Annotated in this window: 17 protein-coding genes and 2 tRNA genes; 12 read left to right on the forward strand and 7 right to left on the reverse strand. The window is 44.3% G+C overall.

Annotated features, from left to right (window positions below):
• Positions 1 to 460 precede the first annotated feature (460 nt).
• Together H3V14_RS05285 and H3V14_RS05290 are read left to right on the forward strand one after the other, a co-directional pair.
• Complete coding sequence (locus H3V14_RS05285; RefSeq protein ID WP_198227109.1) at positions 461 to 730, forward strand: hypothetical protein; 270 nt, start codon at positions 461 to 463, stop codon at positions 728 to 730.
• Between the two features lie 242 nt (positions 731 to 972).
• Complete coding sequence (locus tag H3V14_RS05290; protein ID WP_198227111.1) at positions 973 to 1,323, forward strand: hypothetical protein; 351 nt, start codon at positions 973 to 975, stop codon at positions 1,321 to 1,323.
• 557 nt (positions 1,324 to 1,880) lie between these two features.
• Here H3V14_RS05290 and H3V14_RS05295 read toward each other — a convergent pair.
• Positions 1,881 to 1,955 (reverse strand) — tRNA-Asn (locus tag H3V14_RS05295).
• 702 nt (positions 1,956 to 2,657) lie between these two features.
• Here H3V14_RS05295 and H3V14_RS05300 point away from each other — a divergent pair.
• From H3V14_RS05300 to H3V14_RS05320, 5 genes are all read left to right on the forward strand, one after another.
• Positions 2,658 to 2,731: transfer RNA gene (locus H3V14_RS05300), tRNA-Cys, on the forward strand.
• Positions 2,732 to 3,380: 649 nt separating this feature from the next.
• Positions 3,381 to 4,055, forward strand: a complete 675-nt coding sequence (locus H3V14_RS05305; RefSeq protein WP_198227113.1) for a protein-L-isoaspartate O-methyltransferase — start codon at positions 3,381 to 3,383, stop codon at positions 4,053 to 4,055.
• A gap of 126 nt (positions 4,056 to 4,181) precedes the next feature.
• Entirely contained in the window at positions 4,182 to 5,555 is a 1,374-nt protein-coding gene (locus H3V14_RS05310; RefSeq protein ID WP_178391748.1) for a TolC family outer membrane protein, read from the forward strand.
• A gap of 933 nt (positions 5,556 to 6,488) precedes the next feature.
• On the forward strand, positions 6,489 to 7,271 hold the full coding sequence (locus H3V14_RS05315; RefSeq protein WP_198227115.1) for a DUF2497 domain-containing protein: 783 nt from the start codon (positions 6,489 to 6,491) through the stop codon (positions 7,269 to 7,271).
• A gap of 326 nt (positions 7,272 to 7,597) precedes the next feature.
• A complete protein-coding gene (locus H3V14_RS05320) occupies positions 7,598 to 10,321 on the forward strand; it encodes a valine--tRNA ligase (protein WP_198227117.1) in 2,724 nt (907 codons plus the stop codon).
• 66 nt (positions 10,322 to 10,387) lie between these two features.
• Here the strand turns inward: H3V14_RS05320 and H3V14_RS05325 are convergent, their stop codons facing one another.
• The gene (locus H3V14_RS05325; RefSeq protein WP_075868544.1) at positions 10,388 to 10,633 is read right to left on the reverse strand and encodes a hypothetical protein; all 246 of its coding nucleotides are present in this window, start codon (positions 10,631 to 10,633) and stop codon (positions 10,388 to 10,390) included.
• A 384-nt stretch (positions 10,634 to 11,017) separates the two neighbouring features.
• Here H3V14_RS05325 and H3V14_RS05330 point away from each other — a divergent pair, with 384 nt between their 5' ends.
• Positions 11,018 to 11,812 (forward strand): tetratricopeptide repeat protein, encoded by a 795-nt coding sequence (locus H3V14_RS05330; protein ID WP_075869813.1) that lies wholly within the window; start codon positions 11,018 to 11,020, stop codon positions 11,810 to 11,812.
• Between the two features lie 665 nt (positions 11,813 to 12,477).
• Here H3V14_RS05330 and H3V14_RS05335 read toward each other — a convergent pair.
• The 5 genes from H3V14_RS05335 to xth form a co-directional block, all read right to left on the reverse strand.
• Entirely contained in the window at positions 12,478 to 13,224 is a 747-nt protein-coding gene (locus tag H3V14_RS05335) for an amino acid ABC transporter ATP-binding protein (RefSeq protein WP_083639705.1), read from the reverse strand.
• A gap of 12 nt (positions 13,225 to 13,236) precedes the next feature.
• Positions 13,237 to 13,950, reverse strand: a complete 714-nt coding sequence (locus H3V14_RS05340) for an amino acid ABC transporter permease (RefSeq protein ID WP_143238453.1) — start codon at positions 13,948 to 13,950, stop codon at positions 13,237 to 13,239.
• Positions 13,951 to 13,952: 2 nt separating this feature from the next.
• Positions 13,953 to 14,705: an amino acid ABC transporter permease gene (locus tag H3V14_RS05345; protein WP_075868535.1), complete on the reverse strand. Its 753-nt coding sequence runs from the start codon at positions 14,703 to 14,705 to the stop codon at positions 13,953 to 13,955.
• A 130-nt stretch (positions 14,706 to 14,835) separates the two neighbouring features.
• The gene (locus H3V14_RS05350; protein ID WP_198227119.1) at positions 14,836 to 15,741 is read right to left on the reverse strand and encodes a transporter substrate-binding domain-containing protein; all 906 of its coding nucleotides are present in this window, start codon (positions 15,739 to 15,741) and stop codon (positions 14,836 to 14,838) included.
• A gap of 147 nt (positions 15,742 to 15,888) precedes the next feature.
• Positions 15,889 to 16,665 (reverse strand): exodeoxyribonuclease III, encoded by a 777-nt coding sequence (xth, locus tag H3V14_RS05355; RefSeq protein WP_198227121.1) that lies wholly within the window; start codon positions 16,663 to 16,665, stop codon positions 15,889 to 15,891.
• A gap of 970 nt (positions 16,666 to 17,635) precedes the next feature.
• On the opposite strand from xth, the gene rpsL reads away from it, so the two are divergent.
• The 4 genes from rpsL to H3V14_RS05375 form a co-directional block, all read left to right on the forward strand.
• Positions 17,636 to 18,007: a 30S ribosomal protein S12 gene (gene rpsL / locus H3V14_RS05360; protein WP_002964366.1), complete on the forward strand. Its 372-nt coding sequence runs from the start codon at positions 17,636 to 17,638 to the stop codon at positions 18,005 to 18,007.
• Between the two features lie 18 nt (positions 18,008 to 18,025).
• A complete protein-coding gene (rpsG, locus tag H3V14_RS05365; protein ID WP_075868529.1) occupies positions 18,026 to 18,496 on the forward strand; it encodes a 30S ribosomal protein S7 in 471 nt (156 codons plus the stop codon).
• Between the two features lie 30 nt (positions 18,497 to 18,526).
• On the forward strand, positions 18,527 to 20,611 hold the full coding sequence (gene fusA / locus H3V14_RS05370; RefSeq protein WP_198222791.1) for an elongation factor G: 2,085 nt from the start codon (positions 18,527 to 18,529) through the stop codon (positions 20,609 to 20,611).
• A 64-nt stretch (positions 20,612 to 20,675) separates the two neighbouring features.
• Positions 20,676 to 20,771: GTP-binding protein (locus H3V14_RS05375; protein WP_246713085.1), on the forward strand; the 96-nt coding region annotated here is incomplete at its 3' end.

Genomic DNA, 20,771 nt, shown 5'->3' on the forward strand with positions numbered 1-20,771 from the left:
TTCATCAATTTTGATTTTAATAAACTATTTTCCGGAATTTCAGGAAAATTGAATATTGAAAGCCTGTGCTTTTTCAACTGGAAAGAGTGCAGGCTTCTTTTTTATAGTTGTTTATGCTCGATTATTTCCTGTTTTCACCGAGTGATATGAATGGAGGGAGTGTCGAAATTTTAAAACGAAAATTTGTGATTCCACGAAAATCAAAAAATTCTATTTGGAAATTGTTCCAATCCTGATAATATTTGTATATTAAAAGTATTCATAAATATTTACAAAAAAGTATATTTAATCTAAAAAATAATATAGAATCTATAAAATTTAATATATTATAGTTATTTAAAGATATATGTGAAAATATAATATATATTTTTATATATAGAACAAATAATTTTATTTTTAATTTTTTTATGGATGCTTTTTGAGCGATAATTTTGAGCGATAAATTGCGAAAAGGCGTTTCATGCAGATATTTTTAAATGTGGGAAATAAGGAAATTGGTATTGCCGGGTTTATGCAGGATGCGGAAATATGCCGGTTTGCTAAAATTGCGGCACCGGCATTGAGACCGGCAGCAATCGAAGTTATTAAAGCCTGTCCAATGTACCCCGTTTCATTAAGTTTTATGTCGGAGCTCAAAAAAATGTTCAAACTTGCACATTGCAAACAAAAACTATTCCTCATGGTCGCTCCGCCCGTGGGTTCTTATGAAAACATTGGCGATAGAGTTTGAAGAAATAAAACATTATTTCAAGCAGGATAATTATAGTCAGTTTAAAGTTTTTTTCACCTTCGGCAAGAGTTCCGGTTCTTATTGATGGCACGATCACTGTTTGGGATAGTCTTGCGATAACAGAATATTTGTATGAAAGTTACCACAATGTGTGGCCGACAAACCGTGTTGCGCGAGCTTGGGCGCGTTCGGCCGCTGCTGAAATGCATTCGTCTTTTCAGGCGTTAAGGGCACAATGCCCGATGTCGGTAGGTGTTATTGCGAAACTGAAAAAACTAACTCCGGAACTTGAAAATGATATTCGTCGCGTGGATGAACTCTTTGTATCCGCACAAGAAAAATTCAATGGGCCGTTCCTTGCCGGAGACAGATTTACTGCTGTTGATGCGTTTTTCTGCCCGGTGGCATTCCGTATCAAAAACTATATCCTTAAATTAAGCAGGAAATCGATGGGCTATATAGAACAACTCATTGCACTCTCTTCTATGCAGGAATGGTTGCAGCTAGCATTGGAAGGGCAGGAGACGGATCCGATGGAGGAGCAACAACTTGATCGATACGCTATTCGCATTAAAGATCTCAGGGACATTTGAAACGCCGTATAGAGACGCGTCTAAAGCCCGTGCGATACCGCAATAATACCGACCCGATCAGCAACCTGAATTCGAAGAATTGCTGCGTAGCCTTAACTCGACGAATGGTCACAGAAGAGCTTGAAAAGCAACTATACTTGCTGTGGAGACAATTTAAATCCGTTTTAATGATGAAATTGCACGGATCACATAATAGAACATTCTAAACCGGAAAAGAGCCGGATAGCTTCTGCCCTGTGGTTGTAAACGCTAGGGCTTTAAAAAAAGCCGAGCAAATCAAATACTCAGAACATTCAAGGTAAATAACCGGTTCAGCAATTGACGACGCATGTTATGCTGCCCATGCACATGCCTAAAACAAACCGCTTTCAATATGAACCATGTCCGCCTATGACCTGAAGTGAAGAGAGCTATAATGACCGGGAAGATTAGCACAAGAAGCAATCACAAAACTTCGGGAAAACTGCAACGGTTTTTTATTTTCGCATCTCTTCCAACAATTTCCGCTTTAAAAATTTCACGGTAAAACAACAATTTATAAACAGGAAGAAGAAAAATGGCTCCCCGGGCCGGATTCGAACCAGCGACCAACCGGTTAACAGCCGGTGGCTCTACCACTGAGCTACCGGGGAACGATGCTCATTTGTGTGATGCAGCAGGGCTATAGCAAATGAATTTATGTTTTGCAAATAGGGAAATGCTATTTTTTAAAAAAAATCTGAATAAGTGTTCGGGATACTGCATTTATAGCACTCACACAGGGGGAAAAACGCCATTCTTGCTTGTATGTCGAAGAAGCAAATAAAGCGTGACGAAGGAAGAAGTAGGGCGAGGCTCATGCACCGAAGTGGTGGTGAAGCCATAAGGAACCCCCGTTGCACGTCCCAACCGTATTTTAAGAGATAACGGGAGATAAATTTCGTCATTAGAAATAAACGAAATTCAGAGAATATAACATCGTTTAGAGAAGGCGGCTTGAGGACAGCAATTCGAGTCTCATGCGGGAACTATTCGTTTGTCGAAATTAACTCATTATCCGGATGAATAAATTTGATCATTGCATTGATAACACGGATTGCAAAAAGAACTTTTCAGCACAGACAATTTTTTAAACGTTAGGGTTATGTTGATCGGAAATGCAATCGGATAAAAGGTCAGAGAATAATTTGGAAGATAAGCATGTGACACAAACGATTAGCGAAAACAGATTTGAGTCCGCTGTCGAATTTGTCTTCCAATAATGTGCAAGATTTAACAGAAAATCCGCATATTCAGTTATAGGGTGTCTTGACGGAAGCGTTTGCTTAACTTAATGACCTACGTGCATTTTATGAGGCCTCGTGGCGGAACGGTTACGCAGAGGACTGCAAATCCTTGTAACCCGGTTCGACTCCGGGCGAGGCCTCCATTTAGTTCCCCCCCATTGGATCGGTTTTTCTGAACAGCCAGATTCTTCTACAAGTAGCCGATGTCTACATGCGATTTGCCTGACCGGCTTTTAGTTCCTTAAATTTCATCAACATCCGGTGATGCGGCACTATAGTTTAAGTCTGTCAGACGGAAGATGTTTATTTCAGAAAAATTGTGAAATGATAGCTGTTTCCAATCGACCGAATCGTCAATTTCATTTTCATTCGGAATATTCAATCGGAAGCAAAAATGTTGGCTTGTTACACCGACTTTTGTTGAGCTGTCCGCTGTTGTCGGTCTTAAGAATTTAGGTTTATAACTCTATGCTTTCAGGCTTTTGTAAAGTCGGACATTCTCGAACTCGGCAACATGAATGAGTGTCAGTAAAAAATTGACTTAATTCTATCGTGCTTATCACTTGATAGATTTTCTCAGAACTTTTTCATGCGTATTTTATATATTTATGTTATAGCTACGCACAATTGGATCACAAAGGTCTGATGACGTATTCCACTTGATTTCGCTAGTGAAACAACGAGTTTGCCAATGTTGTGATTGACTGAAGCGATGTTTTTTGCGACATCTCGTCGGGTTATATATATTTCCGTTAAAATGTTGCGTAGTGGGTATAAAAAGGAAAATCGGTTATGGCAGCAGATTTTGCAATGCTAAGGCAGAGAATGGTCGATGGGCAGATTCGTACAGTTGATGTGACGAAACTGTCCGTGCTCGCCGCTTTTTTGTCTATTCCCCGCGAGAAATTTGTCCCCGCGAAATTTGAAGAACTCAGTTATTCGGACGAGACAATTCCGTTGGCAGCGCCTCGTGCAGGCGGGTGCGGACGCTATTTGATGAAACCGGCGGCTCTGGCTAAATTGCTGCAGGCAGCAGATATTAAATCCGAAGATATTGTGCTCGATATTGGAGCAGGTACAGGTTATAGTGCCGCGCTTTTGTCAAAATTGGCAAGCTCTGTTATCGCACTGGAGCAGGATGAAAAACTTGCTGCAATTGCCAATGAAAATATGCAAAAAGGCGGCTATGACAATGTTGTTGTCGTAAGTGGCGAATTGACCAAAGGCTATGCTGAAGAAGGTCCGTTTGATGTAATCCTCCTTGAAGGGGCGGTTGATTTTATTCCGGAGGCGCTATTTGCACAATTGAGGGAAGGCGGTCGTCTCGTGGTTGCTGAAGGGCATGGAAATTCTGCTGTTGCGCGGGTCTATATGAAAGAAGACGGAGTCGTTTCTGCACGTCGAATATTCAACCTCGCAATCAATCCGCTGGAAGGTTTTCAGAAAACCCCGGAATTTGTTTTCTGAGATATCTTTGAAGGGTTGCGCTTGTGCAACGTTTAAGATTTTTAATGAACTGACGCATTGCATTTTTTGGACGGTCAGGTAAATAGTAGCAACTCGTCCATGCAAGATGGATGATTGTGAATTTATATGAATAGAGGTGTAGCTGTGGTGAAAACAAAAAAAGCTCTGTTATCGGCTTTGTTGCTATCAGGCGTTGTTTTTGCGTCGCACCCTGTGCATGCCGAAACGCTAATGGGGGCTCTTGCCAAGGCTTACACAAATAATGGTAATCTGAACAGTGAAAGAGCGAGCGCGCGTATTCTTGACGAGGATATAGCTATCGCAAAATCCAATTTCCGCCCGCAAATCGAGGGTTTCGGTTCTTATGCCCGCGGCCGTAGTGCTGCCACGACCTATTATACAACGACCGGGTCGTTGGGGGTACAATTAAGCCAGAAAGTCTTTGATGGCTTTGTTACCAAGAACACGGTCGCTTCAGCAGAGGTCAAAGCACAGGCCCAGAGAGAATATTTGCGCAATACCGAGCAGAATATGCTGGTCAATGCTGCAACCGCTTATGCAAATGTTTTCCAATACAGGCAAATTGCCGAATTGCGTCGGCAGAACCTTGCAGCGCTTGAAGAACAGGTTCGCGCTGACAAGGCCAAACTTGATGTCGGTGAAGGAACACGTACAGATTTGGCTCAATCCGAAGCAGCCCGTTCAGTTGCAGTCTCCGAGCTCAGCCTTGCACGTGCCGATGTGAAGTCGGCAGAAGCTGTATATCGTCAGGTTATCGGGGCTGATCCGGATAAACTCGAACGCCCGCCGGTTTCTAAAGCACTGCCGGGTTCGCCGGATGCCGGATATAAAATCGGTGCAGCGACTCACCCTGCAATTTTATATTCAAAATATCTGATTGACGCGAGCTCCTACAATGTAAAAGCCAAAGAAGGCGCTTTGCTTCCTCAGGTGGATTTGTCCGCAAGTACATCTTATAACCAGATTTATAATGGTCCCGGTGACGGTGGTCGGTCGAATTCCGTTGGCGTGTCGATCAATGTTCCTATCTATCAGGGTGGACGGACGTCGGCACAAATACGCCAGTCAAAGGAACAGCTCGGTCAGGCAAGAATACAGCTTGATTTGGCACAAGATAGCGTTCGTGAAAATATGTCGTCATCCTGGTCGCAATTGGAAGGGGCTCGTGCTTCTGTCATAGCCTATCGGGATAGTGTTCGTGCTGCGGAAATTGCACTTGATGGTCGTGTTCAGGAAAACCGCGTTGGACAAGCGACTACATTGGATGTGTTGAATTCGCGCACGCAGCTCATTGATGCCCAGATTTCTTTGGTAACGGCAGAACGTAACGTAGTTGTCGCAAGCTACAATGTCCAATCGGCAATTGGCAAAATGACAGCTGATCAATTGGGACTCCGTGTTGTCAAATATGATCCTGAAGAACACAACAAAGCGGTGAAGGATAAATGGATCGGCGTACGTACACCGGATGGCCGGTGAATTTTCCGGTCCAATAAAGTTTGTTGAATAACCAACGGGATATCCGACCCCGACAAAATTCTTCAACTGATTATAAAAAGGCACATTTTTTTAAAATGTGCCCTTTTGTTTTTATAGTTGCTGCGCCGGAACTGATGGTTCGAATGCCATTATCAGTTGAAGAAAAACGGATAACATCCTCTGGATTCATCATTTTGTCGACAACGTGCCGACTCGTTCCATCATGATAAAAGCATATGGCTCGCAAAATAAAAATCACGGAAAGCATTGGTTAATCGTGGACACATGTTTGAAAAGTTAAATTCGCAATACCAATAGAAGACCATTCATCAGTGGGTCATCGTACGCTATTGAAGTTTTTTTTCTTCCATTTCCGAAATTCTCATTTTCATGACACGGTATCGGACAACTGATGCTGTTTTCGGAATTACCAACAATCAAAGTAGCCAATTCTGTAAAAATCCCACGATGACTGACTTACATTTCCGGTCATTGTTCGATTTTTAAAATTGTCATTTATTCGGCATTTATTAGCTTGATTAAAGCTAACCGGATTTTACAGTAATGAATGTGATTTATCCGATGCAACAGCTAATCCGGGAAAGAGCAAATTATCTATCCGATGAAAACTGTTTGAGAAGGCTGAACAATTTATCGCTAAACGATTGAGATAGATAGAGTACTGCAATTTTCCATCTATGTTTCAAATTGCCCATTGAATTGCCTAATAACTTGTTTTCCGAAGGATACCGGCCTTGTCTGGATGAACGTATCGCGGGTATAACAAGGGTATCAACCTAGCGTAGGTTGAAAAAGAAGAGAAAGCTGTGCGTAGTGTACCGGAAATTTTGCTCAATGATTTTAGCAAGCTGGATGATTTGCTAAGTTTGGCCTACGATTCTGGTTGCTAGTTGGAGTATGAGGTTTAAGAGTATGGCACAAAGTTCAAACGCGGCTAAGGAACCGACAACAGACGAGATACTCGCATCAATACGCGAGATCATCGAGGAAAATACAGGACACGTCACTCCGCGTGTGGCCGCGAAAAACCAAAGTGAAATTCGCTCTGGAGCTCATAATGATTCCGCCCCCGCGACAGCGCAAATGAGACCGGAGGCGAATACAGATTCTTTGAACGTTGATGATGCCATGAAAGCTTTGGCTGCCCGCATCGGTTTGAGCGAGCAGGCTAACCGGAACGAGTTCGATAGCAATGCGGGACAGCCGGTCAATAACAATATGGAAGCCGTTGCCGATAGCACAACGCAACCGGTTATGACCGACGTTCCGGCCGGACAACAAGAGAGGGTAGAGTTCGAAACAGCTCGTCCGGTAGAGGAGGCGACAGGCACGTTCCAGAATACGTTGTCTCCGAATACTTTATCACAGGATTCTTTGTCTCAAGATGCTTCGCCTCGGGATTCGTCTATGACCGGCGTCTATCAACCGGCTGGAAGTGAAGACTTTTCTGCTCGTGAGGAAGTTGAAAACGCCCCCGAAAGAGAACCGCAACCGGTGACTCAGGGTGAAGAAATTTATGCCGACATGCAGTTCAGCCCGAAATTTTGGGAAAGTGTCGACTCTTTGGCCGAACAGGCATTGCGGCCGGTACTTGTGAAATGGCTGCAAAAACGTTGGCCTGTTCTTGTGGAAAAGATTTTGCGCGAAGAAATAACCACTGCGTTTGAAAAGAATTTTCCCTCCGATCGTGGATAATATACCGGCGAATTAGTCTTCGTGACGAATAATCGGCGCTCTTTTGCTATTTACTGGTTCACCGGTTTTCCGGTTAACGAGGTTGCGGTCAAATGCGTTTGATGCAGGGGGGCGTCAACGCTTAACGGTCAAAGCAATTGAAATCGTCGAAAATGCGTAAAGTCCATATTAAATCAAGAAATTTTATCGATTCATTCTATTATTTTTTGAAACCTGTTACGAAGTCGGTTAAAACCGGTTGAAAATGTGTGTTCAAACGGAAGCCGGATATCTTTTGCACGACAGCAACGAGATCGCCCGTTTACCGGTGGAAATTGGAAAAGAGAATGTTAGACAAAACTTATGATGCCGGCTCGACCGAGCCCCGTATAGAAAAGCAATGGGAAGACAATGGTGTCTTCAAGGCTGGCGCAGGGTCCAAGCCCGGTGCCGAGGCTTTCAGTATTGTCATTCCGCCGCCCAATGTCACCGGCTCGTTACACATGGGGCATGCGCTTAATAATACCATTCAGGACATCATGGTTCGCTTCGAGCGTATGAGGGGCAAAAATGTTTTATGGCAACCGGGAATGGATCATGCCGGCATTGCCACCCAAATGGTTGTCGAACGGCAACTCGCGCAAAGAAAAGAACCGACACGCCAAGAAATGGGACGTGAAAAGTTTGTCGAACGTGTTTGGCAATGGCGCGAAGAATCGGGTGGTAAAATCGCTCACCAATTGCGGCGTCTGGGCGCCTCTTGTGACTGGTCGCGCGAGCGCTTCACTATGGACGAAGGATTGTCGCGCGCAGTTCTTGAAGTTTTTGTTACTCTATATAAAGAAGGGTTGATTTACAAAGATAAGCGCCTTGTCAATTGGGATCCGAAACTGTTGACAGCCATTTCCGATCTTGAGGTCGAGCAGAAGGAAATAAAGGGGCATCTTTGGCATTTCCGCTATCCTTTGGAAGGCAAAGTCTTCAATCCGGATGACCCAAGTACCTTCATTGTTGTGGCAACAACACGGCCCGAGACTATGCTTGGTGATACCGGTATTGCAGTCAATCCGAAAGACAAAAGATATCAGGCACTCATCGGCCACCATGCAATATTGCCGTTTGTCGGACGTAAAATTGAAATTGTTGGTGACGATTACGCTGACCCCGAGGCAGGCACAGGTGCGGTTAAAATCACACCGGCGCATGACTTCAACGACTTCGAGGTCGGTCGTCGTCATAATCTGAGAATCATCAATATCATGACAGAAAATGCGAAAATTTTTCTGCGTGACAACGAGGATTTTTTAAAAGATCTGGAACAGACAGACGAGCTCAAGAAACTTGTTGAAATATTCGACCAGATGGATCGCTTTGCGGCACGGGAAAAAATAGTCGAGATGATGGAAGAGGGCGGCTATCTTGCCGGCGTGGAAGATCATACGCATATGGTTCCTCATGGCGACCGTGGTGGTGTACCGATTGAACCGTTGTTGACCGACCAATGGTATGTCAACGCGGCAAAACTAGCAAAACCGGCCATTGATGCCGTTAAAAACGGCAAAACGACGATTATTCCCAAAAACTGGGAAAAAACCTATTTCAACTGGATGGAAAATATCGAACCTTGGTGCATTTCCCGCCAATTATGGTGGGGGCATCAAATTCCCGCCTGGTACGGGCCTGATGGCAAGGTATTCGTCGAAAAATCGGCGGAAGAAGCACAGAAGGCTGCTGACGCACATTATGGAAAGTCTGTTGAACTGCGGAGAGATGAGGATGTGCTCGACACGTGGTTTTCTTCGGCCTTATGGCCATTCTCGACGCTAGGTTGGCCGGATAAGACAAAAGAACTGGAAAAATATTACCCGACCAGCGTTGTGGTAACAGGTTTTGATATTCTATTTTTCTGGGTTGCCCGTATGATGATGATGGGGCTGCACTTCATGCATGATGTGCCGTTCCACAACATTTATATGCATGCGCTGGTTCGTGATAAGCACGGCGCTAAAATGTCGAAATCGAAGGGCAATGTGATTGATCCCCTCGACCTCATGGACGAATATGGTGCCGATGCTTTGCGCTTTACGCTGGCTATAATGGCGGCGCAGGGACGCGATGTAAAACTCGATCCCGCGCGTATTGCCGGATATCGTAATTTCGGAACGAAACTATGGAATGCCACGCGTTTTGCTGAAATGAATGGCGTTGCCTATGATCCGTCATTCAAACCGGAATCGGTCAAACTCTCGCTTAACCGCTGGATTTTGACTGAACTTTCGAAAACAGTTGAAGCAGTCACCTCCGGAATCGAAACTTACAAGTTCAACGAAGCAGCGGCGGCTGTCTATCGTTTTATTTGGAATACGCTTTGCGACTGGTATCTCGAACTGTTGAAGCCGATTTTTCAGGGCGAAGATGAAAGTGACAAGAAAGAAGCACAGGCCTGCGTCGCCTGGGTTCTTGAACAGGTCTATAAAATTCTCCATCCCTTCATGCCTTATATGACGGAGGAATTATGGAGATTGACGGCAACGGATCAGCATAAAAGAGACACTATGTTGGCACTGGCAAGTTGGCCGGATATCAATTTCCGTGATGAAAAGGCAGCCGAAGATATCAATTGGCTCATTGATGTTGTGAGCGGAATCCGTTCTGCCCGTGCAGAGATGAATGTTCCGGCGGGAGCAATGGCACCATTGGTTATTGTTGAGGCTGGCAAGCAAACAAAAGAACGCGTCGAACGTCATGAGGCAGCAATTAAGCGCCTTGCCCGTATTGAAAGCATTGAATTCGCTAACAAGGTTCCTGAAGCGTCGGCCCAGATTATTCTTGGCGAGGCAACCTTCTGCATGCCATTAGGTAAATTGATCGATTTTGATGCCGAGCGCGCAAGGCTTGAAAAAGAGATGGGTAAAATTGATCTTGATATCGAAAAGGTTGAAAAGAAGCTCAATAATCCGAAGTTTGTACAAAATGCCAAGCCGGAAATCGTCGAAGCCGAACGCGAACGGTTAAGCGAACTTGAAGCAGCTAAAGAAAAACTTGTTGTTGCCATGAAGCGCTTGGGTTGATTTCACAACAACTTTAAAAAAACGAAAACCGCCCTGACATCCGTTAAAGGGCGGTTTTCTTTACCTTTAACCGTTTCCGCTTCCATTGCCTGTTGATGAAGCATAATTTTTTCGCATGGCAGGGGCTGGCTCGGGGATATCGGCAGGATTTAATGTTCGCCATTGGCGTTCTCCGTTATCGCCAAGATACCAGTAACCAGTGGAAGCTGAATGTTCATCCGTTGCTGCGATTTCCGGCTTTTTCGTAACAGAACAACCCGATACAATAGCCGCGCAAAGAGCGAACACTATAATACTCGTTTTACTCATCATTGTTTCGACTCATTAAAATCAGTTTCGATTTGGAAAATCAGTTTCAAGTTGGCAAATAACGTTGAAGTTGGCAAATCAGTTTCATGTTGGCTATGTTTGTTCAAAAAAACAATCAAGCTTTATAATTATCAAGTTTTAACGGCTTTATTAACTTATTCTACATAATTGCGATCCTGATGCAATTTTAAATGAAATAATGCGTTGCATCGAGTTAACCATAGCAAGGTGATTTTTACGTGTTGCTTTGAAGCAACACCTTTATGATAGTTGATATGCTAATAATACCAGCAAAGTTGGTGCCTCATTCCCACCACAAAGAAAGAGCATTTTAGCAAGCATTGATAGCATTCGTGTATGAAGACGGGCGAGATAGGAAAAGTTCATATGAACAGGTGCAAAGAAGGTTGGTTGGCCAGTGTGACTGCGCTCACATTGGGAATCTGTCTTTCAACAGCATCTGCTTTGGATGTGAACCACACAAAAAGCGAGTCCGACAGTCCGTTCGAGTTTTTTAAAAGCGGCATTTCAGCCTATAAAAATGGCGATAAAGGTCAGGCTGTCAAGGCGTTGAAATATGCGGCCGATATGGGGCATCCGGGTGCCAATTGGAAGCTTGCCCGTATGTATGCGGATGGAGATGGTGTTGCAGAAAACGACTACGCCGCTTACAAGTTTTACGTTCGCATTGTTCAGGAAGGTGCCGATCCCGGTTCGGAAGATGAAAGCTATCTTTCGGACGCACTTGTTGAAATAGCCGACTATCTCGTAACCGGAATTCCGAATTCTCCCGTTAAACAGGATATGCCTCAAGCGCGTAGCCTTTATTTGCAGGCAGCAACCAATTTCGGCAACCCCGAAGCCCAATATCGGTTGGGTAAAATGCTGCTGAATGGTGATGGCGGTGAAAAGAATCCTGTTCAAGCTGCACGCTGGTTCCAACTTTCGGCGAGAAAAGGTAACCCGGCGGCACAAGCAATGCTGGGAAACATGCTTTTTCAAGCGGGCAAGACGGTGCGTGGACTTGCAATGATGACCGCCGCGTATGAAAAAGCCGGGCCACATGATCAAATATGGATAAGACAGTTGCAAGAGCGTGCTTTTGCTGTTTCCGGAGAAGCCGATCGTCGTACGGCTATTTCGCTTGCAAGCGACATTGTCAGAAATGACAACGGTTTCTGATTAAAACTTTGTTTGCAATTTTATCGATTTCCCATTAGCCAATTCGTTTAAAAAGTATGGTTTCCGGCCTCGGGATAAACTCAAGAAATCCGAATTAAAGCAGTCCTGCCAATTCCGATTTCCGTCCTTAAAGTTGCCTGATACCGATTAACTTACTCGGCGGATAGTCTGGCGGTTTTGCTAAACCCCGTGTTGATAGCACTCATTGTTCTCCCGACATCTCTTTTGCTGGTGTTATATTGCACGACCTCTTAACGCTTTTTTATTCGATAAAAAGCGTCGGTTTATTGCGGTTCTTAAAAATCTGACATGAAAAGGAAAACAACGCGACGGATTTTTCAATAACTATCCTTTAAACCGGATATCGGAATTTATCTGATTAACTTGCCTAATTCTAGAAGTTGAGAGGGAATGGCAATCCTATTGATGTTGCCTCTGTGGTCGGAGCAAAGCGCTAGAAACTTATCTCATTAAAAGGACCACAATTCGGATTTTGAAAATGCCAATTCTATGTAGGTGAAAAACACGTTCTTGAAAAAGCGCAATAAAAGACGGAACCCCGACTTATGTGCAAACAACCCGATATAGAATTGTTAAAGCCGGAAAGGTTTAGCAGGTGCTTAAACCTTATCCGGCATTCTAAGAATTATATTTGGTTAAAACGATCAATGGCTCAGGATTTTCGATAAAAAATCGCGGGCGCGTGGGGTTCTTGATTCCGGAGAAGCAAAAAACTCTTCGGAAGTACAATCTTCCAATATTGTTCCGGCATCCATGAAAATGACTCTATCGGAAACTTTATGGGCAAATCCCATTTCATGGGTTACGCAGATCATGGTCATACCGTCCTGCGCAAGTCCCACCATGACATCAAGAACTTCTCCGACCATTTCTGGGTCAAGGGCTGATGTCGGTTCGTCGAACAGCATAACAACCGGATCCATTGTCAAAGCGCGCGCAATGGCAACCCGCTGTTGTTGACCACCCGAAAGTTGCCCCGGATATTTATCCTTATGGTCGATCAGACCAACGCGTTTGAGATATTTCAGTCCGCTTTCAATGGCATCTTTTTTTGAGCGGTGAAGAACCTTGGTTTGGGCAATCGTCAAATTTTCCATCACCGATAGATGCGGAAAAAGCTCGAAATGTTGGAAAACCATTCCGACACGGCTTCTCAGTTTTGGCAAATTGGTTTTAGGCGAATGAACGGGAACACCATCAACCCAGATTTGCCCTTCCTGAAATGGCTCGAGTGCGTTGATAGTTTTAATAAAGGTCGATTTTCCCGAACCGGAAGGACCACAAACAACGACAACCTCACCCTTGCTAATATTGGTAGAGCAATTTTTCAAAACGTTGAATTTTCCGTACCATTTTGAAACGTTTTTTACTTCAATCATGTGTTCGGGCATGAAACTTTCCTATCAGCGAATAATGGCAACTTTCTTCTGCAGGTACATAACGGCCTGAGAAAGAGTAAAACAGATAACAAAATAGAACACAGCAGCAAGAATATATGCTTCTTGTTTGACACCGAAGTTATTAGCCACAATGTCAAAACCTTTGAGGAGATCATTACCGCTAATGGCATAGACAAGCGAAGTATCCTGAAACAGAATGATAACCTGTGTAAGAAGTACGGGAAGCATATTACGCAATGCCTGCGGCAATATAACAATCAGCATGGATTGCCAGTAAGTCATGCCGAGAGCCTCGCTTGCAAACTTCTGACCTTGTGGAATTGAACGAATTCCCGCACGCATAATTTCCGCAAAATAGGCTGCCTCGAATGCGGTAAATGTAATGAATGCAGAATTGTTCGCCCCTATTGAATGACCGGTTACAAAGGGAAGCAAAACGAAGAACCACAAAATCACCATGACGAGCGGGATTGCCCGCATTGCGGTGACGTAAAAAGTGGCAATCCATGACAGCGGCTTTATTGAGGATAGGCGCATCATTGCCAATAGTGTTCCGAAAATCAGCCCTAGTATCGTTGCTACAATAGTGAGAACAACACTAAAAATAAGACCGGACAAAATATAGGTTTTGAACACATCGAAAGTGAAGAAGGAAAAATCCATCCACGAAAAATCGAAGGTCAGGTAATAGGAGAGGGTGGAGCCGAGATGGGACATAATTATCTCCCCTCCGTCTGGAAACCGGGAATCTTGACCGTTCTTTCAATGATTGTCATGACAATGAAGATAACGAGAGAAATGATGACATATAGGACAGTGACGACCATATAGTTTTCATAAACATGGCTTACTTCTTCAATGGCCTGAAATTGGAATTGCATCAATTCATGAATCGAGACAGCGAATGCGACTGCCGAATTTTTTACAATCCCCATCGATTCCGATATGAGTGGTGGCAGAATTGTTCGCATCGCGCGCGGCAAGATGACATAGCGGTAAGTTTGAAACGTGCTGAATCCCATCGCCATGGCGGCATAACGTTGCCCTGTCGGAATCGATTCAATGCCCGAACGAACCTGTTCGGCAATACGAGCGGATGTGAAAAATCCCAATGCACAGATGATGAGAATCATTGGCGGGAAACCCATTGCCGGAGGATAAATCTTCGGTACGACAAAATACCACAGAAATATTTGAACCAACAACGGGATGTTACGTGTTATTTCCACCCATATCCGCGCAATTATTCGTAAAACCCGGTTCAATATAGAGGTTTTAGGCAAAGTTCTCATTGTGCCGATAATTACGCCGACAATGATGGCCAAAATCAAACTTGAAACGGAAAGTAGCGCGGTATTGAGAAATGCATTGACCAAAGTGTCAAGATAGGTGTGGCTCAAACCGGCTTTGCCAAAACACCCCGCAACATGGGTGTGATCAATATCATCCATACAGAGGAATGAAAAATCCATTGTAGACTATTCCCGAAAACTTACACAAAGCACTCATACATAAAAATTTGGATGAACAAAACCATGATATCCAATTGTCAAAATGGCTGCCTGCAAGTTCCCATGCAAGCAGCCTTTCAGCATGATTTTATTATTTGTTTTCCTGATAGTCTTCCATCGGTTTGTTGTTCGGGTGTTCCCATGCATATTTGGTTGTATCCGAAAGTGGCAATCCGACAACTGTATTTGAAGGAGGTACCGGTTGCATGAACCACTTATTGTAGAGCACTTCAAGTGAACCATCCTTGACCTGACGGACAATGCTGTCGTCGATGGCCTGCTCCAGATTTTTGTCATCCAGACGTAACATGCATGCTATCGGTTCAACGGAAAGAACATCGTTCAAAATTACGTAGTCTGCCGGGTTCTTCGATTTTGAAATATTTCCGGCAAGAATCGATCTATCCATAACAAATGCGTCTGCTCTTCCGGATTCAAGAAGAAGAAAGCTGTCGCCATGGTCTTTTCCATTTACTTCTTTAAAATCAATGTTCTGCGCACGTTTATTTTTCCGGATAAGTTGAACAGACGTCGTTCCTGTCGTCGTTGCAACAGTTTTGCCATTAAGATCTGCAATCGACTTTATCCCTGAATTTTTCTTTGTAGCAATGCGCACTTCCTCGACATAAGTCGTATAGGCAAAAGCCGCTTCTTTGCCTCTTGCAGCATTATTGGTTGTTGAACCACATTCAAAATCATAGGTCCCATTTTGCAAAAGCGGGATGCGGTTTTGTGAGGTAATAGGCAAATAATTGATCTTTATCGGTTTTCCGATTTTTTTGGAAATATCATCGACAATGCGTTCAGCCATTTCGGTATGAAATCCGACATATTTGCCATTCCCTAAAGCGTAAGCCAAACCTGAAGATTCACGCACGCCCAATGTAACAGAGCCGGTGTCTTTAATCTTTTCGAGAGTGTCTTTTTGCTGACCCATTGCTGTTCCGGTCAATCCCAAGATTGCCAAAGCGGCAAAAGCCATGAGAGCCTTTTTCATGAATGTTCTCCTTATTCATTTAATTCCGCAATAAAATTGCAGTTAGCGATAAGTTTAACACATTTTTTTTCATGAATATAATTTTTATGTGTTTTTAAACGGATTCTTTATAGTTTCACTTCGCTGAAAGCGAACGCAGAATGAATATCAGCGCAAATTAATGACAACCGGTACATGATCCGACGGTTTTTCCCAGCTACGGACAACACTTTGGACAGAGCTATTTTCCAACTTGTCTGCTGCCTCGGGGGAAATAAGAAAATGGTCGATTCTTATGCCATCGTTTTTCTGCCATGCTCCGGACTTGAAGTCCCAAAAGCTATAATTCGGTTCATCGGACGTGGTGCGGATAGCATCATAAAACCCGAGATTTTTTATTTTCCAGAGTGCTTGTCGAGTTTGGGGAAGATAAAGCGCATCTCCCACCCATTCATCAGGATTTTTCGCGTCGAAATCCGATGAAATGACATTATAATCGCCGGCAAATATCAACGGCTCTTCCAAGGCAAGAAGAGAACAGGCATGTTGAAAGAAACGCTCATACCACCGAAGCTTATAAGGATATTTGTCACTATCAACCGGATTGCCGTTCGGTATATAAAGTGATGCAACGCGGATGACCCCAGTCTTGGTCGAATAAACAGCTTCAATATAACGCGCCTGTTCGTCGCTATCATCTCCGGGAAGACCGCGTATGACTTCATCCGGATTGGTTTTTGAAAGTAGGGCGACGCCGTTGAATCCTTTTTGACCATGCGCGTCAATATGGTAGCCAAGCGCTTCAATCTCGGACCGTGGGAAGGTTGCGTCAATCGTTTTTGTTTCTTGCAAGCAGACGATATCGGGTTCACACCATTTCAGCCACTTTATCAGCGTTTCATGTCTGGCCCTGATGCCTGCTACATTCCATGTTGCTATCTTCATGAATTATACTTTAATCAATGTTTGCTAAAAGCTTCAAGCATTTGTTTGTTTATTGATCGGTGTTTCTTGTTTTTAAAGCTTAAGCGCAGCGAAATCGGAATAGGGCTTTCTTTAGTCGAAAGCGTTTTTTTAAGGGCACTATTTGAATGGTTCAAAACCCGCTAACTGCCTTCCGCCTAGAATCTCGTCAAACTATTAAGAGGGATGTTCCGGTTTGGTGTGGCGCACATGAGCAGCAGAGGTGGGGAGTTCTCGGCTTCACATTGTTTGGTGACACTTCAATGTTTCATTGGCATTATTAATCTCATGATAGACATAGTTAACAGTTTGAATTCTGGATATTGACCTGCTGCAAACAAAACCACTTTGATCTCTATTATAGTGTAAGCACCTCTACCATGCGAAGGCGTGAAAACTTCAGCAGATTTGTTGGATCATTGTCTCAAGACGATTCTATTTTTCTTGTATTGATTCTTGAACGAAGCCCATCAAGTCCCAAATCATCCGAAAAAAGTGCAAGAATTTAACATTTGGGAAGCTTATTGGTACAGCAGGCCCTATAAAATAGGTCCGAGCATAGGATGTTTTTATCCGAAACTGTATTCGGTTTGCCTGATCGCCGCCAATTTCGCAATTTCATTGCTTTTCTTGGGCGATAGGGCTTGACGCAACGGTAGTTTATCGTTAATAAACCGCCATCGGAGCCGATGTGAGGTTAGCTACATTTTCGAAACGACACGTTTTGGAGTTCGCCTCAAACAGGGTTCGTTTTACGGTTTTGAAACGCAAATGCCGGATGCATGAGACTGAAAAAGTCTCCTCTGCTTATAGTCGGGTGATCTGCACGATAGCGGTGAGGCCCGGTTTTTTGTGCATGTGTTTACTGTTGTTGCCAGGTGACTGGTAGCTAAATAAAGTGAAGCGGCCCAGATTGGGCGAGACAAAAAGAGATTGAAAAGAGGAAGGTTGAATGCCTACCGTAAACCAGTTGATCCGCAAGCCGCGTACAGCGCCGGTCAAGCGTAATAAGGTTCCTGCCCTTCAGGCAAACCCGCAAAAGCGTGGTGTGTGCACGCGCGTTTATACAACGACACCGAAGAAACCTAATTCGGCTCTCCGTAAGGTTGCCAAGGTTCGTTTGACCAATGGTTTTGAAGTTATTGGTTATATTCCGGGTGAAGGTCATAACCTTCAGGAACACTCCGTTGTTATGATTCGTGGCGGACGTGTTAAGGATTTGCCGGGTGTTCGTTATCACATCATTCGTGGTGTGCTCGATACACAAGGTGTCAAGAATCGTAAGCAGCGCCGTTCAAAATACGGTGCCAAACGTCCTAAATAAGTTTGAGAGACGAAGCCAATGTCCCGTCGCCATAGAGCAGAAAAACGTGAGATTAATCCAGATCCTAAGTTCGGCGATCTTGTGATTACAAAGTTTATGAATGCCATCATGTTTGATGGTAAGAAGTCAGTTGCAGAACGCATCGTTTATGGTGCGCTTGATGCAGTTGGAGATAAAGCAAAAACAGAACCGGTTGCTCTGTTTCATCAGGCACTAGAGAATGTTGCTCCGCATGTCGAGGTTCGTTCTCGTCGTGTTGGTGGTGCAACTTATCAGGTTCCTGTTGATGTGCGTCCAGATCGTCGTCAGGCATTGGCCATTCGTTGGCTTATTGCTGCAGCACGTAACCGTAACGAAACAACCATGGTTGATCGTTTGTCGGGTGAATTGATGGATGCTGCGAATAATCGTGGTTCGGCTGTCAAGAAACGCGAAGATACGCACCGTATGGCTGAAGCCAACCGCGCCTTTTCGCATTATCGTTGGTAAGAGAACTCTTTTTAATCGAAAGCAAAAAATATGGCTCGCGAGTATAAAATCGAAGATTATCGCAATTTTGGTATTATGGCGCATATTGATGCCGGTAAGACCACAATGACCGAGCGTATTCTTTACTATACCGGTAAGAATCATAAAATCGGCGAAACGCATGATGGCGCTTCTACGATGGATTGGATGGAGCAGGAACAGGAGCGTGGTATTACCATTACTTCCGCTGCAACAACCACCTTCTGGAAAGGTCGTAACGGCGAAAAATGCCGGTTTAATATTATTGACACTCCAGGACACGTCGATTTCACAATTGAAGTAGAACGTTCATTACGCGTTCTCGATGGTGCTATTGCACTTCTTGATGCCAATGCCGGTGTTGAGCCGCAAACAGAGACTGTTTGGCGCCAGGCGGAAAAATATCACGTACCGAGGATGGTTTTTGTCAACAAGATGGACAAGATCGGCGCTGATTTTTATCGCAGCGTTGAAATGGTTGGTTCGCGTCTTGGAGCGAAAGCACTTGTTCTTCAACTGCCTATTGGTGCAGAAAATGATTTCGAAGGCGTTATTGATCTTATCGATATGAAGGCCCTTACTTGGGACGGTTCGATTGGTGGTCATACAATGACCAGCGAAATTCCTGCAGATATGAAGGAAAAAGCTGAAGAATATCGCGAGAAACTGGTTGAATCTGCTGTTGAAGTCGATGAAGCAGCTACCGAAGCTTATCTTGAAGGCAAAATGCCTACCAATGACGAGCTTATCGCTCTTATCCGCAAGGGTACCTGCGAGGTATTGTTCCATCCTGTTCTTTGTGGCTCGGCTTTTAAAAACAAAGGTGTTCAGCCGTTGTTGGATGCTGTTGTTTCCTATCTTCCTTCTCCGGTTGATGTTCCTGCCATTCAGGGTGTTGATGTCAAGACAGGTGAAGAGACGACACGGGAATCTTCCGATGCAGCTCCGCTTTCGATGCTGGCCTTCAAGATTATGAACGACCCGTTCGTTGGTTCGTTGACTTTCTGCCGTATCTATTCAGGCGAGCTTCATAAAGGTGTTTCGCTTGAAAACACAGTAAAAGGCAAAAAAGAACGTATCGGTCGTATGCTGCTGATGCATTCGAATGCACGTACAGATATTGATGAAGCTTTTGCTGGTGATATTGTTGCCTTGGCTGGTTTGAAAGAAACCACGACTGGTGACACACTTTGCGATCCACTTCATCCGGTCATTCTGGAACGTATGGAATTCCCCGATCCGGTTATTGAAATTGCTATCGAGCCGAAGACCAAGGCCGATCAGGAAAAGATGGGTATAGCTCTTAATCGTTTGGCAGCAGAAGATCCTTCATTCCGTGTAAAATCGGATGAAGAATCCGGTCAGACAATCATTGCTGGTATGGGCGAGCTTCATCTTGACATCATCGTTGATCGTATGCGTCGTGAGTTCAAGGTTGAAGCCAACGTTGGACAGCCGCAGGTTGCTTATCGCGAGACGATAACGAAGCCTGCCGAAATTGACTACACACATAAGAAACAATCCGGTGGTTCTGGTCAGTTCGCTCGTGTCAAGATTCTTTTCGAACCTTATGACGGCGAAGGCTTGTTGTTTGAATCGAAGATCGTTGGTGGTTCTGTTCCGAAGGAATACATTCCGGGTGTTCAGAAGGGGCTTGAGAGTGTCATGGGGTCAGGTCCTCTTGCAGGTTTTCCGATGCAAGGTGTTAAAGCAACCTTGCTTGACGGTGCTTACCATGATGTTGACTCTTCCGTATTGGCTTTCGAAATTGCAGCCCGTGCTGCTTTCCGTGAGGGAGCTCAGAAGGCTGGAGCCCAGCTTCTGGAACCAATCATGAAAGTTGAGGTTGTGACACCGGAAGATTATGTCGGTGATGTTATTGGTGATTTGAATTCCCGCCGCGGACAGATTTCCGGTACAGAACCGAGAGGTATTGCTACTGTGGTTGATGCCATGGTTCCGCTTGCAAACATGTTCGGCTATGTCAACAGTTTGCGGTCTATGAGCCAGGGGCGTGCCCAATATACAATGCAGTTTGATCATTATGATCCAGTGCCGACGGCAGTGGCTCAAGAAATTCAGAAAAAATTCGCGTAATCAGGCGGTTACGTATTAACTTTCAACTCAGCCCTGAATAGGGCAGGAAATGGAGAGAGCTCAGATGGCAAAGTCCAAATATGAACGTACGAAGCCGCATGTAAACATCGGCACGATTGGTCACGTTGACCATGGTAAAACAACGCTGACAGCAGCGATT

Origin of the sequence: Bartonella sp. W8151, from assembly GCF_016100385.1 — a bacterium.
Classification (GTDB): Bacteria; Pseudomonadota; Alphaproteobacteria; order Rhizobiales; family Rhizobiaceae; genus Bartonella; species Bartonella apis.

Bases quoted from the DNA above. Each gene is read 5' to 3' on its own strand.
- H3V14_RS05285 (WP_198227109.1), top strand. From the start codon at position 461: ATGCAGATATTTTTAAATGTGGGAAATAAGGAAATTGGTATTGCCGGG.
- H3V14_RS05290 (WP_198227111.1), top strand. From the start codon at position 973: ATGTCGGTAGGTGTTATTGCGAAACTGAAAAAACTAACTCCGGAACTT.
- H3V14_RS05305 (WP_198227113.1), top strand. From the start codon at position 3,381: ATGGCAGCAGATTTTGCAATGCTAAGGCAGAGAATGGTCGATGGGCAG.
- H3V14_RS05310 (WP_178391748.1), top strand. From the start codon at position 4,182: ATGAATAGAGGTGTAGCTGTGGTGAAAACAAAAAAAGCTCTGTTATCG.
- H3V14_RS05315 (WP_198227115.1), top strand. From the start codon at position 6,489: ATGGCACAAAGTTCAAACGCGGCTAAGGAACCGACAACAGACGAGATA.
- H3V14_RS05320 (WP_198227117.1), top strand. From the start codon at position 7,598: ATGTTAGACAAAACTTATGATGCCGGCTCGACCGAGCCCCGTATAGAA.
- H3V14_RS05325 (WP_075868544.1), bottom strand. From the start codon at position 10,633: ATGATGAGTAAAACGAGTATTATAGTGTTCGCTCTTTGCGCGGCTATT.
- H3V14_RS05330 (WP_075869813.1), top strand. From the start codon at position 11,018: ATGAACAGGTGCAAAGAAGGTTGGTTGGCCAGTGTGACTGCGCTCACA.
- H3V14_RS05335 (WP_083639705.1), bottom strand. From the start codon at position 13,224: ATGCCCGAACACATGATTGAAGTAAAAAACGTTTCAAAATGGTACGGA.
- H3V14_RS05340 (WP_143238453.1), bottom strand. From the start codon at position 13,950: ATGTCCCATCTCGGCTCCACCCTCTCCTATTACCTGACCTTCGATTTT.
- H3V14_RS05345 (WP_075868535.1), bottom strand. From the start codon at position 14,705: ATGGATTTTTCATTCCTCTGTATGGATGATATTGATCACACCCATGTT.
- H3V14_RS05350 (WP_198227119.1), bottom strand. From the start codon at position 15,741: ATGAAAAAGGCTCTCATGGCTTTTGCCGCTTTGGCAATCTTGGGATTG.
- xth (WP_198227121.1), bottom strand. From the start codon at position 16,665: ATGAAGATAGCAACATGGAATGTAGCAGGCATCAGGGCCAGACATGAA.
- rpsL (WP_002964366.1), top strand. From the start codon at position 17,636: ATGCCTACCGTAAACCAGTTGATCCGCAAGCCGCGTACAGCGCCGGTC.
- rpsG (WP_075868529.1), top strand. From the start codon at position 18,026: ATGTCCCGTCGCCATAGAGCAGAAAAACGTGAGATTAATCCAGATCCT.
- fusA (WP_198222791.1), top strand. From the start codon at position 18,527: ATGGCTCGCGAGTATAAAATCGAAGATTATCGCAATTTTGGTATTATG.